16 protein-coding genes are annotated in these 15237 nt (G+C 68.9%); 11 read left to right on the forward strand and 5 right to left on the reverse strand.

Going from position 1 to position 15237, the window contains the following annotated elements; all coding sequences use genetic code 11:
* Positions 1 to 3 precede the first annotated feature (3 nt).
* Positions 4 to 1122 (reverse strand): transaldolase, encoded by a 1119-nt coding sequence (tal, locus tag ACFYPA_RS25710; RefSeq protein ID WP_359083382.1) that lies wholly within the window; start codon positions 1120 to 1122, stop codon positions 4 to 6.
* Positions 1123 to 1156: 34 nt separating this feature from the next.
* Positions 1157 to 3244 carry a transketolase gene (gene tkt / locus ACFYPA_RS25715; RefSeq protein WP_389134367.1) on the reverse strand — a complete coding sequence of 696 codons (2088 nt, stop codon included), beginning with the start codon at positions 3242 to 3244 and terminating at the stop codon, positions 1157 to 1159.
* Between the two features lie 468 nt (positions 3245 to 3712).
* Here tkt and ACFYPA_RS25720 point away from each other — a divergent pair, with 468 nt between their 5' ends.
* Entirely contained in the window at positions 3713 to 4666 is a 954-nt protein-coding gene (locus ACFYPA_RS25720; RefSeq protein WP_389134369.1) for a heme o synthase, read from the forward strand.
* Between the two features lie 100 nt (positions 4667 to 4766).
* Entirely contained in the window at positions 4767 to 5123 is a 357-nt protein-coding gene (locus ACFYPA_RS25725) for a hypothetical protein (protein ID WP_219570174.1), read from the forward strand.
* Positions 5124 to 5276: 153 nt separating this feature from the next.
* Here the strand turns inward: ACFYPA_RS25725 and ACFYPA_RS25730 are convergent, their stop codons facing one another.
* The 3 genes from ACFYPA_RS25730 to ACFYPA_RS25740 all read right to left on the reverse strand — a co-directional run bounded on the left by ACFYPA_RS25730 (position 5277) and on the right by ACFYPA_RS25740 (position 8056).
* Positions 5277 to 6290, reverse strand: a complete 1014-nt coding sequence (locus ACFYPA_RS25730; protein WP_359083389.1) for a COX15/CtaA family protein — start codon at positions 6288 to 6290, stop codon at positions 5277 to 5279.
* Positions 6291 to 6365: 75 nt separating this feature from the next.
* On the reverse strand, positions 6366 to 7133 hold the full coding sequence (locus ACFYPA_RS25735) for an ABC transporter permease (RefSeq protein WP_359083391.1): 768 nt from the start codon (positions 7131 to 7133) through the stop codon (positions 6366 to 6368).
* Positions 7130 to 8056: an ABC transporter ATP-binding protein gene (locus tag ACFYPA_RS25740; protein ID WP_359083393.1), complete on the reverse strand. Its 927-nt coding sequence runs from the start codon at positions 8054 to 8056 to the stop codon at positions 7130 to 7132. Before ACFYPA_RS25740 ends, ACFYPA_RS25735 begins: the two co-directional genes overlap by 4 nt.
* 136 nt (positions 8057 to 8192) lie before the next feature.
* Here ACFYPA_RS25740 and ACFYPA_RS25745 point away from each other — a divergent pair, with 136 nt between their 5' ends.
* The 9 genes from ACFYPA_RS25745 to ACFYPA_RS25785 all read left to right on the forward strand — a co-directional run bounded on the left by ACFYPA_RS25745 (position 8193) and on the right by ACFYPA_RS25785 (position 15216).
* The gene (locus tag ACFYPA_RS25745) at positions 8193 to 8933 is read left to right on the forward strand and encodes a metalloregulator ArsR/SmtB family transcription factor (protein ID WP_359083395.1); all 741 of its coding nucleotides are present in this window, start codon (positions 8193 to 8195) and stop codon (positions 8931 to 8933) included.
* Positions 8930 to 10351 carry a Fe-S cluster assembly protein SufB gene (gene sufB, locus ACFYPA_RS25750; RefSeq protein ID WP_123469251.1) on the forward strand — a complete coding sequence of 474 codons (1422 nt, stop codon included), beginning with the start codon at positions 8930 to 8932 and terminating at the stop codon, positions 10349 to 10351. Before ACFYPA_RS25745 ends, sufB begins: the two co-directional genes overlap by 4 nt.
* A gap of 63 nt (positions 10352 to 10414) precedes the next feature.
* A complete protein-coding gene (gene sufD / locus ACFYPA_RS25755; RefSeq protein ID WP_359083398.1) occupies positions 10415 to 11596 on the forward strand; it encodes a Fe-S cluster assembly protein SufD in 1182 nt (393 codons plus the stop codon).
* The gene (locus tag ACFYPA_RS25760; RefSeq protein WP_136328637.1) at positions 11596 to 11913 is read left to right on the forward strand and encodes a bifunctional 3-phenylpropionate/cinnamic acid dioxygenase ferredoxin subunit; all 318 of its coding nucleotides are present in this window, start codon (positions 11596 to 11598) and stop codon (positions 11911 to 11913) included. Before sufD ends, ACFYPA_RS25760 begins: the two co-directional genes overlap by 1 nt.
* A gap of 7 nt (positions 11914 to 11920) precedes the next feature.
* A complete protein-coding gene (gene sufC / locus ACFYPA_RS25765) occupies positions 11921 to 12685 on the forward strand; it encodes a Fe-S cluster assembly ATPase SufC (protein WP_359083400.1) in 765 nt (254 codons plus the stop codon).
* The gene (locus ACFYPA_RS25770) at positions 12682 to 13950 is read left to right on the forward strand and encodes a cysteine desulfurase (RefSeq protein WP_359083402.1); all 1269 of its coding nucleotides are present in this window, start codon (positions 12682 to 12684) and stop codon (positions 13948 to 13950) included. Before sufC ends, ACFYPA_RS25770 begins: the two co-directional genes overlap by 4 nt.
* 21 nt (positions 13951 to 13971) lie before the next feature.
* A complete protein-coding gene (gene sufU, locus ACFYPA_RS25775) occupies positions 13972 to 14427 on the forward strand; it encodes a Fe-S cluster assembly sulfur transfer protein SufU (RefSeq protein WP_024492621.1) in 456 nt (151 codons plus the stop codon).
* Complete coding sequence (locus ACFYPA_RS25780; RefSeq protein WP_250970406.1) at positions 14424 to 14762, forward strand: metal-sulfur cluster assembly factor; 339 nt, start codon at positions 14424 to 14426, stop codon at positions 14760 to 14762. Before sufU ends, ACFYPA_RS25780 begins: the two co-directional genes overlap by 4 nt.
* An 88-nt stretch (positions 14763 to 14850) precedes the next feature.
* On the forward strand, positions 14851 to 15216 hold the full coding sequence (locus tag ACFYPA_RS25785; protein WP_359314809.1) for a VOC family protein: 366 nt from the start codon (positions 14851 to 14853) through the stop codon (positions 15214 to 15216).
* The last annotated feature ends 21 nt before the right edge of the window (positions 15217 to 15237 follow it).

A 15237-nucleotide genomic window follows, 5' to 3' on the forward strand; every position in this document is an offset into this window, starting at 1 on the left:
TGGTCAGCCCTCCGAAGGGGCGAGGCGCTTGAGCTCTGCCTCTGTCGAGTTGAGCAGGTCGTTCCAGGCGGATTCGAACTTCTCGACGCCCTCGTCCTCGAGCAGCTGGACGACGGCGTCGTAGCTGACCCCGAGCTTCTTGATCGCTTCGAGGTCGGCGCGGCCCTGGTCGTAGGAACCGGCGACGGTGTTGCCGCTGATCTCGCCGTGGTCGGCCACCGCGTCCAGAGTCGCCTCCGGCATGGTGTTGACCGTGTTCGGTGCGACGAGGTCGACGACGTACAGGGTGTCCTTGAGGGACGGGTCCTTCACGCCGGTGGAGGCCCACAGCGGGCGCTGCTTGTTCGCGTGCGCCTTGTCGAGGGCGGCCCAGCGCTCACCGGCGAAGACCTCCTCGTACGCCTCGTAGGCCAGGCGCGCGTTGGCGAGCGCGGACTTGCCCTTCGCGGCCTTGGCCTCGTCGCTGCCGACCGCGTCGAGCCGCTTGTCGATCTCGGTGTCCACGCGGGACACGAAGAACGACGCCACCGAGTGGATCTTGGAGAGGTCCAGGCCGGCGGCCTTCGCCTTCTCCAGGCCCGCCAGGTAGGCGTCCATGACCTCGCGGTAGCGCTCCAGCGAGAAGATCAGCGTGACGTTGACGCTGATGCCCCGGCCGATGGTCTCGGTGATCGCCGGCAGACCGGCCTTCGTCGCCGGGATCTTGATGAGCGTGTTCGGCCGGTCGACCAGCCACGCGAGCTGCTTGGCCTCGGCGACCGTCGCCAGGGTGTTGTGCGCGAGGCGCGGGTCGACCTCGATGGAGACCCGGCCGTCCTGTCCGTCCGTCGCGTCGAAGACGGGACGCAGGATGTCGGCGGCGTCACGGACGTCGGCCGTCGTGATCATGCGGATGGCTTCCTCGACGGTCACCTTGCGGGCCGCGAGGTCGGTGAGCTGCTGCTCGTAACCGTCACCCGAGGAGATCGCCTTCTGGAAGATCGACGGGTTGGTCGTGACACCCACGACGTGGCTCTGGTCGATCAGCTCGGCGAGGTTGCCCGAGGTGATCCGCTTGCGCGAGAGATCGTCGAGCCAGATCGCCACGCCCTCGTCGGAGAGGCGCTTGAGTGCGTCTGTCATGAGAATTACATCTCCTACTAGTCGTATAACGGCGTCAGCGCGTGGCGGCGGCGAGAGATTCCCGGGTGGCGGCCGCGACGGCCTCGCCGGTGAAGCCGAACTCGCGGAAGAGGACCTTCGCGTCGGCCGAGGCACCGAAGTGCTCCAGCGAGACGATCCGGCCGGCGTCCCCGACGTACCGGTACCAGGTCAGGCCGATGCCCGCCTCGACGGCGACGCGGGCCTTCACGGACGACGGCAGGACGCTGTCCTTGTACGCCTGGTCCTGCTCCTCGAACCACTCGACACACGGCATCGACACCACACGGGTCGGAATGCCGGCGGCCTGGAGCTCCTCGCGCGCCTCGACGGCGAGGTGGACCTCGGAGCCGGTGCCGATCAGCAGGACCTGGGCCTCTCCGCCCTCCGCGTCGAAGAGCACGTAGCCGCCCTTGGCCGCGTCCTCGTTCGCCTCGTACGTCGGCACGCCCTGCCGGGTCAGCGCCAGGCCGTGCGGAGCGCCCTTGCCGAACACCTTGGTGTAGCGGCGCAGGATCTCGCGCCAGGCGATGGACGTCTCGTTGGCGTCGGCCGGGCGGACCACGTTCAGGCCCGGGATGGCGCGCAGCGAGGCGATGTGCTCCACCGGCTGGTGGGTCGGGCCGTCCTCGCCGAGACCGATCGAGTCGTGCGTCCACACGTACGTCACCGGCAGGTGCATCAGCGCGGACAGGCGCACGGCGTTGCGCATGTAGTCGGAGAACACCAGGAAGGTGCCGCCGTAGATGCGCGTGTTGCCGTGCAGCGCGATGCCGTTCATGGCCGCGGCCATGGCGTGCTCGCGGATGCCGAAGTGGATGGTGCGGCCGTACGGGTCCGCGCCGGGGAGCGGGTTGCCGGCCGGGAGGAACGACGACGTCTTGTCGATCGTCGTGTTGTTCGAGCCCGCGAGGTCGGCGGAGCCGCCCCACAGCTCGGGGACGATCTCACCGAGCGCCTGGAGCACCTTGCCGGAGGCGGCACGGGTGGCGACACCCTTGCCGGGCTCGAAGACCGGGAGCTTGTCCTCCCAGCCCTTGGGCAGCTCGCCCGCGGAGATCCGGTCGAACTCGGCGGCGCGCTCCGGGTTGGCGGTGCGCCAGGCGGCGAAGCCCTTCTCCCACTCGGCCTTGGCCTCGCGGCCGCGGTCCAGTGCCTGACGGGTGTGCGCGATGACCTCGTCGGCGACCTCGAACGACTTCTCCGGGTCGAAGCCCAGCACGCGCTTGGTCGCGGCGACCTCGTCGTCGCCGAGCGCGGAGCCGTGCGAGGCCTCGGTGTTCTGGGCGTGCGGCGCGGGCCAGGCGATGATCGAGCGGGCCGCGATGAACGACGGGCGCTCGGTCTCGGCCTTGGCGGCCAGCAGCGCCTCGTACAGACCCGCCGGGTCCAGGTCGCCGCTGGGCAGCTGGTCGACGCGCTGGACGTGCCAGCCGTACGCCTCGTAGCGCTTCAGGGTGTCCTCGGAGACCGCGGTCTCCGTGTCGCCCTCGATGGAGATGTGGTTGTCGTCCCACAGCAGGACCAGGTTGCCCAGCTTCTGGTGCCCGGCCAGCGAGGACGCCTCCGCGGAGATGCCCTCCTGGAGGCAGCCGTCGCCGGCGATGGCCCAGACCATGTGGTCGAAGGGGGAGGTGCCGGGGGCCGCCTCCGGGTCGAACAGGCCGCGCTCGTAGCGGGCGGCCATGGCCATGCCCACAGCGTTGGCGACACCCTGGCCCAGCGGGCCGGTCGTCGTCTCCACCCCGGTGGTGTGGCCGTACTCCGGGTGCCCCGGGGTCTTGGAGCCCCAGGTGCGGAAGGCCTTCAGGTCATCGAGCTCCAGGCCGTACCCGGCCAGGTAGAGCTGGATGTAGAGGGTCAGGCTGGTGTGGCCCGCCGAGAGTACGAACCGGTCGCGGCCGGTCCACTCCGCGTCCGCGGGGTCGTGCCGCATCACCTTCTGGAAGATGGTGTACGCGGCGGGAGCCAGGCTCATGGCCGTACCCGGGTGGCCGTTTCCGACCTTCTGTACGGCGTCCGCGGCCAGGACGCGGACGGTGTCCACGGCCCGCTGGTCCAATTCGGTCCACTGGAGGTCTGTGGTGGTCGGCTTGGTGCTCACCCTGAGTCAGGGCTCCTCTCCACTGTCGTAAACCGGTGACTGTGACCGCACCGGACGTTGTCGAGCCTACCCCCGTCCGTACCCGCGATTTCCGGCTCCTACCAGGGTGCGGGCGGCCCGCGGAATCCGCCTCCCGTATGAGCGCGGAGGCTCACCGATGGGCCCACTCCGATGAGCGTGCGGGCTCACTCCTGAGGCCTCCGACGAGCGTCGGCCCCCACTTCTGAGAGGCCTCCGGCGCGTGTCCTGGAGCACACCTGTGCGAGCGGTGCGTGCGCCGGGTGGCCCGGTGTTCCGCGGGGGCGCGTGCGGGCGTTCGCACGTGTGCGGCGGCAACGGCCCACGCCACATCAACACGACCCCACCCCCGCGAAGGGCGGCCTGTCCCCAACGTCTACAGTGGTCTGGTTCGCGCAAGTCTTTACTGGGCCTTCACGCCCGGAGCTTGCTGGGATTTCTCTGTCAGGGGTGTGCGTGACGGCCGTCGAGTCCCGACCCGCAGGGGTCGCCTTGACTCCGAGCCCGGGGGGCCATCGCCCGTTCGGGGCCCGTGTCAAGGCATTCGTGGCGCTGACCAAGCCTCGGATCATCGAGCTGTTGCTGATCACCACTGTTCCGGTGATGTTCCTGGCCGCTCAGGGTGTACCCGACCTGTGGCTCGTGCTCACGACCACGGTCGGCGGATACCTGTCCGCCGGCGGTGCCAATGCTCTGAATATGTACATCGACCGCGACATCGACGCGTTGATGGACCGTACGTCGCAGCGCCCGCTGGTCACCGGCATGGTGAGCCCGCGCGAGTGCCTGGCCTTCGGCATCGCCCTCGCGGTGATCTCGACGGTCTGGTTCGGCCTGCTGGTGAACTGGCTGTCGGCGGCCCTGTCGCTCGGCGCCCTGCTCTTCTACGTCGTCGTGTACACGATGATCCTGAAGCGCCGTACCTCGCAGAACATCGTCTGGGGCGGTATCGCGGGCTGCATGCCGGTGCTCATCGGCTGGTCGGCCGTGACGAACTCGATGTCGTGGGCCGCGGTGATCCTCTTCGCCGTCATCTTCTTCTGGACGCCGCCGCACTACTGGCCGCTCTCGATGAAGGTGAAGGACGACTACGCCCGGGTCGGCGTTCCCATGCTCCCGGTCATCGCGTCCAACCGGGTGGTGGCCCGCCAGATCGTCCTCTACAGCTGGGTGATGGTGGCCGTCTCGCTGCTGCTGACCCCGCTGGGCTACACCGGCTGGTTCTACACGGTGGTGGCGGTGCTGACCGGCGGCTTCTGGCTCTGGGAGGCGCACGGCCTGCTGAGCCGGGCCAAGTCCGGCGTGACCGGCGGGAAGCTCAAGGAGATGCGGCTGTTCCACTGGTCGATCACCTATGTGTCCCTGCTGTTCGTCGCCGTGGCGGTGGACCCCTTCCTGAGGTAGCACCCTCGCTCGTACGACCTGCCCGACGGGCGGGGACCGTGGCCCACGCCACGCTCCCCGCCCGTCGCACGTTGACCTACCCATCGGTAGCATCCTGTGCATGGCAGAGACGGCTGAGACCCAGCAGGTGGACGGCAAGCAGGCGGCGCGCGCGGAGCGCAGGGCGGCCAGGCTGGCCAAGCAGATCGGTGCCTTCGCGAAGGCGCACGGCGGTGCGGAGGGACAGCTCGCCTACATCGGGCAGATGGGCACCCGCATCGTCCTCGTCGGCGAGGACGGCGGCTGGGGCGATCTGGTCGCCCCGTCGTACGCGGTGGCCGAGAGCGCCGCGCAGAAGTCCGGGATCACGATGCACGAGTCCTTCGACGGCGAGTTCGCGGCGAAGGTCCACACGGGGCCGTACGAGTGGACCCGGATGGCCGGCATCCAGATCGGCGGCCCGGCGAACAAGGCCTGAGGAACGAACCGGGCCCGAGGAAGAACAAGGCCCGAGGAAGAACAAGGCCTGAGGAAGGGCCGGCGACGCGACAGGGGCTCTCCCGCGGAACGGCGTACTCGCCGTGCGGGGGAGCCCCTGTGTGCGGAGCGAGGTGTGCGGTCCCGGAGGGCCTCAGAGGGCCGGGGCGGCTTCCGGCCGCTCGGCCGCGGGGCCGGGAACCGGGGCGGCGTCCACCGGCCGCTCACGCTGCGACAGCAGGACGCGGACCACGCCGATCCAGACCAGGCACGAGCCGAACATGTGCAGGCCGACCAGGATCTCGGGGGTGTCGTTGAAATACTGCACATACCCGATCAGGCCCTGCGCCATCAGGATCAGGAAGAGGTCCCGGGCGCGGTGCAGCGGGCCCACGGGCGCGTCGACGGCCTTCAGGACGAACCAGAGCGCGACGGTCAGCGCCACCACGACCCACGCCAGGTCGGCGTGCAGCTGGGCGATCATCTTCCAGTCGATCGGGATGCGGTGGACGTCGCTGGAGTCACCGGCGTGCCGCCCGGCCCCCGTGACCACCGTGCCGACCGCGATCAGCAGCCCCGCCGCGACCGCCAGCAGCCAGGTGAGCTGCGAGACGGCCTTGCCCACCAGGGGGCGCGGTGCCGCGTCGCCCTCCCGGACGCGCTGCCACGTCACCAGGGCGATCGTGAGCAGCGCGGTGGAGAGCAGGAAGTGGGCCGCGACGGTGTACGGGTTGAGGCCGACCAGCACCACGACGCCGCCGAGCACCGCGTTGCCCATGACCACCCAGAACTGCGCCCAGCCGAGCCGGGTCACGCCGCGCCGCCAGGGCTTGGCGGACCGGGCGGCGATGATCGCCCACCCGACCGCCGCGCACAGGACGTAGGTGAGCATCCGGTTGCCGAACTCGATGACGCCGTGGAAGCCCATCTCGCTCGTCGTCGTCAGGCTGTCGTCGGTGCACTTGGGCCAGGTCGGGCAGCCGAGACCGGAGCCGGTCAGTCGTACGGCTCCGCCGGTGACGACGATCAGGACGGCCATGACGACGGCCGACATCGCGGCCCGGCGGACGGTCCGGGGGGACGGCGTCCAGCGCTCGGCGATGAAGAGGAGCGGGTTCCGCACGGCTTGAGCGACATCGGCTCGGGTCAGCTTGGGCACGCGCACCATCGTAGGCGGCCGCTTGTGCAAGCTTTCACGAGGGGGACGAGTTACGCGAAAGGGCGACGCAACGCATCCGCGGGCTCACTCCCAGCGGAAGAACCTCGCCGCAGCGCCCAGCCCCAGCACCGACCAGATGGCGAGGATGCCCAGGTCGCCCCACGGCATGGCGGCGCCGTGCTGCAACACGTCCCTGAGGCCGTCCGACAGAGCGGCGATCGGCAGCAGCCCCAGCACCGACTGCACGGCGTCCGGGAACTTCTCCAGCGGCACGATGACCCCGCCGCCGACCAGCAGCAGCAGGAAGACCAGGTTGGCGGCGGCCAGCGTCGCCTCAGCCTTCAGTGTCCCGGCCATCAGCAGACCGAGCCCCGAGAAGGCGGCGGTGCCGAGGACCAGGAGCAGCAGCACGGCGAACGGGTTGCCCTGCGGCGACCACCCCAGCGCGAAGGCGATCACCGTCAGCAGCACGACCTGGAGCACCTCCGTGACCAGGACCGCGAGGGTCTTGGCGGTCATCAGCGCCCAGCGGGGGAGCGGCGAGGCCGCGAGCCGCTTCAGCACGCCGTAGCGCCGCTCGAACCCGGTGGCGATGGCCTGGCCGGTGAAGGCCGTGGACATCACGGCGAGAGCGAGGATGCCGGGCGTCAGGAAGTCGACCGACTCGCCCGAGCCGGTGTCCACGATTTCGACCGCGCTGAACAGCACGAGCAGCAGCGTCGGGATGATCACCGTCAGCAGCAGCTGCTCGCCGTTGCGCAGCAGCATCCGGGTCTCCAGCGCGGTCTGCGCGGCGATCATGCGGCCCAGCGGGGCGGCCCCCGGCCGGGGGGCGTACGTACCGGCGCTCATGCGCGCAGCTCCTTGCCGGTCAGTTCGAGGAAGACGTCCTCCAGGGTGTGGCGCTCGACGGAGATGCCCTGGGGCATCACGCCGTGCTGCGCGCACCAGGAGGTGACGGTCGCCAGCAGTTGCGGGTCGATGTCGCCGGTGATGCGGTACGCGCCGGTGACGAGTTCGGCCGCCTCCGTGCCGTCGGGCAGCGCCTTCAGCAGGGAGCCGAGGTCGAGCCCCGGACGGCCGGTGAAGCGCAGGGTGTTCTCGGCGCCACCGCGGCACAGCGTCTCGGGGCTGCCCCGGGCGATGAGGCGGCCGGCGTCGATGATGGCGACGTCGTCGGCGAGTTCCTCGGCCTCGTCCATGAAGTGCGTGGTCAGCACGACGGACACGCCGTCGGCGCGCAGCTCCCGTACGAGGTCCCAGGTGGAGCGGCGGGCCTGCGGGTCGAGGCCCGCCGTCGGCTCGTCCAGGAAGACCAGTTCCGGGCGGCCCACGACGGCCATCGCCAGGGCGAGCCGCTGCTGCTGGCCGCCGGAGAGCCGCCGGTAGCTCGTGCGGCCGCAGCCGGCCAGGCCCAGACGCTCGATGAGGGCGTCCACGTCCAGCGGGTGGGCGTGCAGTTTCGCCATGTGGCGCAGCATCTCGTCGGCGCGCGCGCCGGAGTAGACGCCACCCGACTGGAGCATCACGCCGATCCGGGGGCGCAGCCGCGCCGCGTCGGCGACGGGGTCGAGGCCGAGGACCCGGACCGTCCCGTCATCGGGGCGGCGGTATCCCTCGCAGGTCTCGATCGTGGTGGTCTTGCCCGCACCGTTGGGGCCGAGGACCGCGGTGACCGCGCCGGCCCGGACGTCCAGGTCGAGGCCGTCCACCGCGGTCTTGTTTCCGTACCGCTTCACCAGCGAGGTGATGTGGACGACGGGCTCGCTTGTCATGGTGGGCAAGTCTAGGCAGCCGCCTGCGGGGACCCGGTCCGGGGGCTTGATTAGGTGACCCTAAGTGATGGATTCCACCCGTGATCGTTCCGGACCGTGGTTGTCAGGGCCGGAGGAATTACGCAACAATGGCGTTGTGAAATACGTGGGCGAGACTCCGCAGGAGGAACTCGCGACCGGTGAGCGCTCGACGCGCAACCGGGTCGCGCGCTCCATCCTGGACCACGGGCCGTCCACCGTCGCGGACCTGGCGAAGCGCCTGGGCCTCACCCAGGCCGCCGTCCGCCGCCACCTCGACGCCCTCGTCACCGACGATGTCGTCGAGGCCCGCGAGCAGCGGGTGTACGGGGCACGGACCCGCGGCCGTCCGGCCAAGGTGTTCGCCCTGACCGACTGCGGCCGGGACGCCTTCGACCAGTCGTACGACAAGCTTGCCGCGGACGCCCTGCGCTGGATCGCCGAGACCTCGGGCGACGAAGCCGTCATGGCGTTCGCCCGGGCCAGGGTCGCCGATCAGTCGGCGGCCTACCGAGCGGCGATCGACGCCGCGGGGCCCGAATCCCGTACGGAGGCGCTGGCCAAGGCCTTGTCCGCCGACGGGTACGCTGCTACGGCGCGCAGCGCGCCGGGCCCGCAGCAGGGCGAGCAGTTGTGTCAGCACCACTGTCCGGTCGCGCATGTCGCCGAGCAGTACCCGCAGCTGTGCGAGGCGGAGACGGAGATCTTCTCCAGCCTCCTGGGGACCCATGTGCAGCGTCTGGCCACCATCGCCCACGGCGACGGGGTGTGTACGACGTACATTCCGCGCAGCGGCCACCCCACCCCACAGACCACTGATTCAGCATCCACCAGCAAGTCCGGGAGGAACCCCGCATGACGCTCCCTACGGAGACTGCCCACCCTGAGCTCGATGGCCTGGGCACGTACGAATTCGGCTGGGCCGACTCCGACGCGGCAGGCGCAGCGGCCAAGCGCGGCCTCTCCGAGGCCGTGGTCCGCGACATCTCGGACAAGAAGAACGAGCCCGAGTGGATGCTGAAGCTGCGGCTCAAGGGCCTCAAGCTCTTCGGCAAGAAGCCCATGCCGAACTGGGGCTCGGACCTGTCGGGCATCGACTTCGACAACATCAAGTACTTCGTGCGGTCGACGGAGAAGCAGGCGGAGTCCTGGGAGGACCTGCCCGAGGACATCAAGAACACGTACGACAAGCTCGGCATCCCCGAGGCGGAGAAGCAGCGCCTCGTCGCCGGTGTCGCCGCGCAGTACGAGTCCGAGGTCGTCTACCACCAGATCAACGAGGAGCTGGAGGCGCAGGGTGTCATCTTCATGGACACCGACACCGCGCTGAAGGAGCACCCGGAGCTCTTCAAGGAGTACTTCGGCACCGTCATCCCCGTCGGTGACAACAAGTTCGCCTCGCTGAACTCGGCCGTGTGGTCCGGTGGCTCGTTCATCTACGTGCCGAAGGGCGTGCACGTGGAGATCCCGCTCCAGGCCTACTTCCGTATCAACACGGAGAACATGGGCCAGTTCGAGCGGACGCTGATCATCGTCGACGAGGACGCCTACGTCCACTACGTCGAGGGCTGTACCGCGCCGATCTACTCCTCGGACTCCCTGCACTCCGCGGTCGTCGAGATCATCGTGAAGAAGGGCGGCCGCTGCCGCTACACGACGATCCAGAACTGGTCGAACAACGTCTACAACCTGGTGACCAAGCGCGCCGTCGCCTACGAGGGCGCGACGATGGAGTGGGTCGACGGCAACATCGGCTCCAAGGTCACCATGAAGTACCCGGCCGTCTACCTGATGGGCGAGCACGCCAAGGGCGAGACCCTGTCCATCGCCTTCGCGGGCGAGGGCCAGCACCAGGACGCCGGCGCCAAGATGGTCCACATGGCTCCGAACACCTCGTCCAACATCGTCTCCAAGTCGGTGGCACGAGGCGGCGGCCGCACCTCCTACCGCGGTCTGATCGAGATCGGCGAGGGCGCACCGGGCGCGAAGTCCAACGTGCTCTGCGACGCGCTGCTGGTCGACACGATCTCGCGCTCCGACACGTACCCGTACGTCGACGTCCGTGAGGACGACGTGTCGATGGGTCACGAGGCGACCGTCTCCAAGGTCTCCGAGGATCAGCTCTTCTACCTGATGAGCCGCGGCATGACCGAGTTCGAGGCGATGGCGATGATCGTGCGCGGCTTCGTCGAGCCGATCGCGAAGGAGCTCCCGATGGAGTACGCCCTCGAGCTCAACCGGCTGATCGAGCTCCAGATGGAGGGTTCGGTCGGCTAGTACGCCGACCGCCCGAACCCCCCTGACATCTGTCCGACTGAGAAAGCGAGCACTACGACAGCCATGGCTGAGGCTCAGAACATTCCGGCCGGTTCGACGACCGCCGGCTCCATCGCGGTGGCCGCCGAGTCGACCGTCGCCACGCGCATGAGCGCCCCCCCGTCCTTCGACGTCGCGGACTTCCCCGTCCCGCACGGCCGCGAGGAGGAGTGGCGGTTCACGCCGCTGGAGCGGCTGCGCGGGCTGCACGACGGCACGGCCGTCGCCAACGGCGGCGGTGTCAAGGTCGCCATCGAGGCTCCCGCGGGCGTCACGGTCGAGACCGTCGGCCGCGACGACACCCGCCTCGGCAAGGCCGGTACGCCGGTGGACCGGGTCGCCGCACAGGCGTACTCGTCCTTCGAGCAGGCCTCCGTCGTCACCGTCGCCAAGGAAGCCGTGCTCACCGAGCCGATCCGGATCGCCGTGCACGGCGAGGGCGGTGTGGCCTACGGCCACCAGGTCATCGAGCTGGGCGCCTTCGCCGAGGCCGTCGTGGTCATCGACCACACCGGTGACGCGGTGCTCGCCGCCAACGTCGACTACGTCCTGGGTGACGGTGCGAAGCTGACCGTCGTCTCCGTCCAGGACTGGGACGAACAGGCCGTCCACGTCGGCCAGCACAACGCCCTGGTCGGCCGGGACGCCTCCTTCAAGTCCATCGTCGTCACCTTCGGCGGCGACGTGGTCCGGCTCCACCCGCGGATCGCGTACGCAGGCCCCGGCGGCGAGGCCGAACTCTTCGGTCTGTACTTCACCGACAAGGGCCAGCACCAGGAGCACCGTCTCCTGGTGGACCACAACACCCCGCACTGCAAGTCCAACGTGGCCTACAAGGGCGCGCTGCAGGGCGACGGCGCCCATGCCGTGTGGATCGGCGACGTCCTCATCCAGGCCGCCGCCGAGGGCACCGACACCTACGAGATGAACCGCAACCTGGTCCTCACGGACGGTGCGCGGGTCGACTCGGTGCCGAACCTGGAGATCGAGACCGGCGAGATTGTCGGCGCGGGCCACGCCTCGGCGACCGGCCGCTTCGACGACGAGCAGCTCTTCTACCTCCAGTCCCGCGGCATCCCGGCCGAGGAGGCCCGCCGTCTCGTCGTGCGCGGCTTCTTCGCCGAGCTGGTCCAGCAGATCGGCCTGCCCGACGTCGAAGCCCGTCTCCTCGACAAGATCGAGACCGAGCTGAAGGCGTCGGTCTGATGACCTTCGTCAAGGCGTGCGCGCTGAGCGAGCTGGAGGACGACACCCCGAAGCGGGTGGAGCTCGACGGCACGCCGGTGTCCGTCGTCCGCACCGAGGGCGAGGTGTTCGCGATCAACGACATCTGCTCGCACGCGAACGTCTCCCTGTCCGAGGGCGAGGTCGAGGACTGCATGATCGAGTGCTGGCTGCACGGGTCGAGCTTCGATCTGCGCACCGGCAAGCCGTCCGGCCTTCCCGCGACGCGCCCCGTCCCCGTATACCCCGTCAAGATCGAAGGGGACGATGTGCTCGTCTCCGTCACCCAGGAGTCCTGAGTCACCTATGGCAACGCTTGAAATCCGCGACCTGCACGTCACCGTCGAGGCCGACAACGCCACGAAGGAGATCCTCAAGGGCGTCGACCTGACCGTGAAGCAGGGCGAGACCCACGCCATCATGGGCCCCAACGGGTCCGGCAAGTCCACCCTCGCGTACTCCCTCGCAGGCCACCCCAAGTACACGGTCACCAGCGGCACGGTGACCCTGGACGGCGAGAACGTCCTGGACATGACCGTCGACGAGCGCGCCCGTGCCGGGCTGTTCCTCGCCATGCAGTACCCGGTCGAGATCCCGGGTGTCTCGGTCTCCAACTTCCTGCGTACCTCCGCCACCGCCGTCCGCGGCGAGGCGCCCAAGCTGCGTACCTGGGTGAAGGAGGTCAAGGAGGCCATGGCCGAGCTCCAGATGGACCCCGCCTTCGCCGAGCGCAACGTCAACGAGGGCTTCTCCGGCGGCGAGAAGAAGCGCCACGAGATCCTTCAGCTTGAGCTCCTCAAGCCGAAGGTCGCGATCCTCGACGAGACCGACTCCGGCCTGGACGTCGACGCGCTGAAGACCGTCTCCGAAGGTGTCAACCGGGTGCGGGAGTCGGGCGAGGTCGGCACCCTGCTGATCACGCACTACACGCGCATCCTCAAGTACATCAAGCCCGACTTCGTGCATGTCTTCGCCAACGGCCGCATCGCCGCGTCCGGCGGCGCCGAGCTCGCCGACAAGCTGGAGAACGAGGGCTACGAGGCCTACACGAAGGGTGGCGCTTCCGCGTGACTGACGCCCGACAGGGGCTCTCCGGCCTCCTCGACACCGAGGCGATCCGCAAGGACTTCCCGATCCTGGACCGCACGGTCCATGACGGCAAGAAGATCGTGTACCTGGACAGTGCGGCGACCTCGCAGAAGCCGCGCCAGGTGCTCGATGCCCTCAACGAGTACTACGAGCGGCACAACGCCAATGTGCACCGCGGCGTGTACACGATCGCGGAGGAGGCCACGGCGCTGTACGAGGGCGCCCGTGACAAGGTCGCCGCGTTCATCAACGCGCCCAGCCGCAACGAGGTGATCTTCACCAAGAACGCCTCGGAGTCGCTCAACCTCGTGGCCAACATGCTCGGCTGGGCCGACGAGCCCTACCGGGTCGACCACGAGACCGAGATCGTCACCACGGAGATGGAGCACCACTCCAACATCGTGCCGTGGCAGCTGCTCTCGCAGCGCACCGGCGCGAAGCTGAAGTGGTTCGGCATCACGGACGACGGCCGGCTCGACCTGTCGAACATCGACGAGATCATCACGGAGAAGACGAAGATCGTCTCCTTCACGCTGGTCTCGAACATCATGGGCACGATCAACCCGGTCGAGCGGATCGTCCGGCGTGCCCAGGAAGTCGGTGCCCTGGTCTGCATCGACGCCTCGCAGGCCGCGCCGCACATGGTGCTCGACGTGCAGGCGCTGCAGGCCGACTTCGTGGCCTTCACCGGTCACAAGATGGTCGGTCCGACCGGCATCGGCGTGCTCTGGGGACGGCAGGAACTCCTGGAGGACCTGCCGCCGTTCCTCGGAGGCGGCGAGATGATCGAGACCGTGTCGATGCACTCGTCGACGTACGCCCCCGCGCCGCACAAGTTCGAGGCGGGTACGCCCCCGATCGCCCAGGCCGTCGGCCTCGGCGCGGCCGTGGACTACCTGTCGGCGATCGGCATGGAGAACATCCACCGCCACGAGCAGGCCATCACCGAGTACGCGGTGAAGCGCCTGCTGGAGGTCCCGGACCTCAGGATCATCGGTCCGGCCACCGCGGAGGACCGCGGCGCCACGATCTCCTTCACGCTCGGCGACATCCACCCGCACGACGTGGGTCAGGTGCTCGACGAGGAGGGCATCGCGGTCCGGGTCGGACACCACTGCGCACGGCCGGTCTGCCTGAGGTACGGAATTCCTGCGACGACGCGAGCGTCGTTCTATCTGTACTCCACGCCCGCCGAGGTCGACGCCCTGGTGGACGGTCTGAACCACGTCCGGAACTTTTTCGGTTAGACAGCGGCTGAGGGTTGACTGGTGAAGCTTGATTCCATGTACCAGGAAGTGATCCTGGACCACTACAAGCACCCCCACGGGCGCGGCCTGCGGGACGGCGACGCCGAGGTGCACCACGTCAATCCGACGTGTGGTGACGAGATCACGTTGCGGGTGCGGTACGACGGCGAGACGATCGCCGATGTGAGCTACGAAGGTCAGGGCTGCTCCATCAGCCAGGCCAGCGCCTCCGTGCTGAACGAGCTGCTGGTGGGCAAGGAGCTGGGCGAGGCCCAGAAGATCCAGGCGGCGTTCCTGGAGCTGATGCAGTCCAAGGGACAGCTGGAGCCGGACGACGCGATGGAGGAGGTGCTGGAGGACGCGGTCGCGTTCGCCGGTGTCTCCAAGTACCCGGCCCGGGTCAAGTGCGCGCTGCTGAGCTGGATGGCGTGGAAGGACGCGACGGCGAAAGCGCTGTCCGAAGGGAAGACCGCATGAGCGAGAACGAGACCCTCACCACCAAGCCGGCCTCCGAGGAGGAGGTCCGCGAGGCCCTTTACGACGTCGTCGACCCCGAGCTGGGCATCGACGTCGTCAACCTGGGCCTGATCTACGGCATCCACGTCGACGACGCCAACATCGCCACTCTCGACATGACCCTGACGTCCGCGGCCTGCCCGCTGACCGATGTCATCGAGGACCAGGCGAAGTCCGCCACCGACGGGATCGTCAACGAGCTCCGGATCAACTGGGTCTGGATGCCGCCGTGGGGCCCGGACAAGATCACGGACGACGGACGCGAGCAGCTGCGCGCGCTCGGCTTCAACGTCTGAGCCGTTCGTACGCGACCGGCTGGACCGGTCGGGCGCATTTCGCCGGTTCGTACCCGGAAGGCCATGCCCGCCAGTCAGACTGGCGGGCATGGCCGTTTCCTTTTACAGCATCGTCGTCGACGCCCACGACCTTCCCCCGCTCGCCCGGTTCTGGTGCGGGGTGCTCGACTGGGAAGTGCTCTACGAGGCCGAGGAGGAGATCGTCATCGGTGCGGACAAGGATGCCCTGCCGGGCATCACTTTCGTCCCCGTGCCCGAGGCCAAGAAGATCAAGAACCGGCTGCACATCGATCTGGCCCCCGACGACCGGGACGCCGAGGTCGAGCGGATCGTCGGGCTCGGGGCCCGGCGCACCGATGTCGGCCAGCGGGCGGACGTGAGCTGGGTGGTGCTGGAGGACCCCGAGGGCAACGAGTTCTGCGTGCTGTCCCCGAAGAACTCCCTCATCGACTGACCGCCGCCGGTGAGCGCAGCC

The sequence above is a fragment of the Streptomyces sp. NPDC005775 genome (assembly GCF_042871565.1).
Lineage (GTDB): Bacteria > Actinomycetota > Actinomycetes > Streptomycetales > Streptomycetaceae > Streptomyces.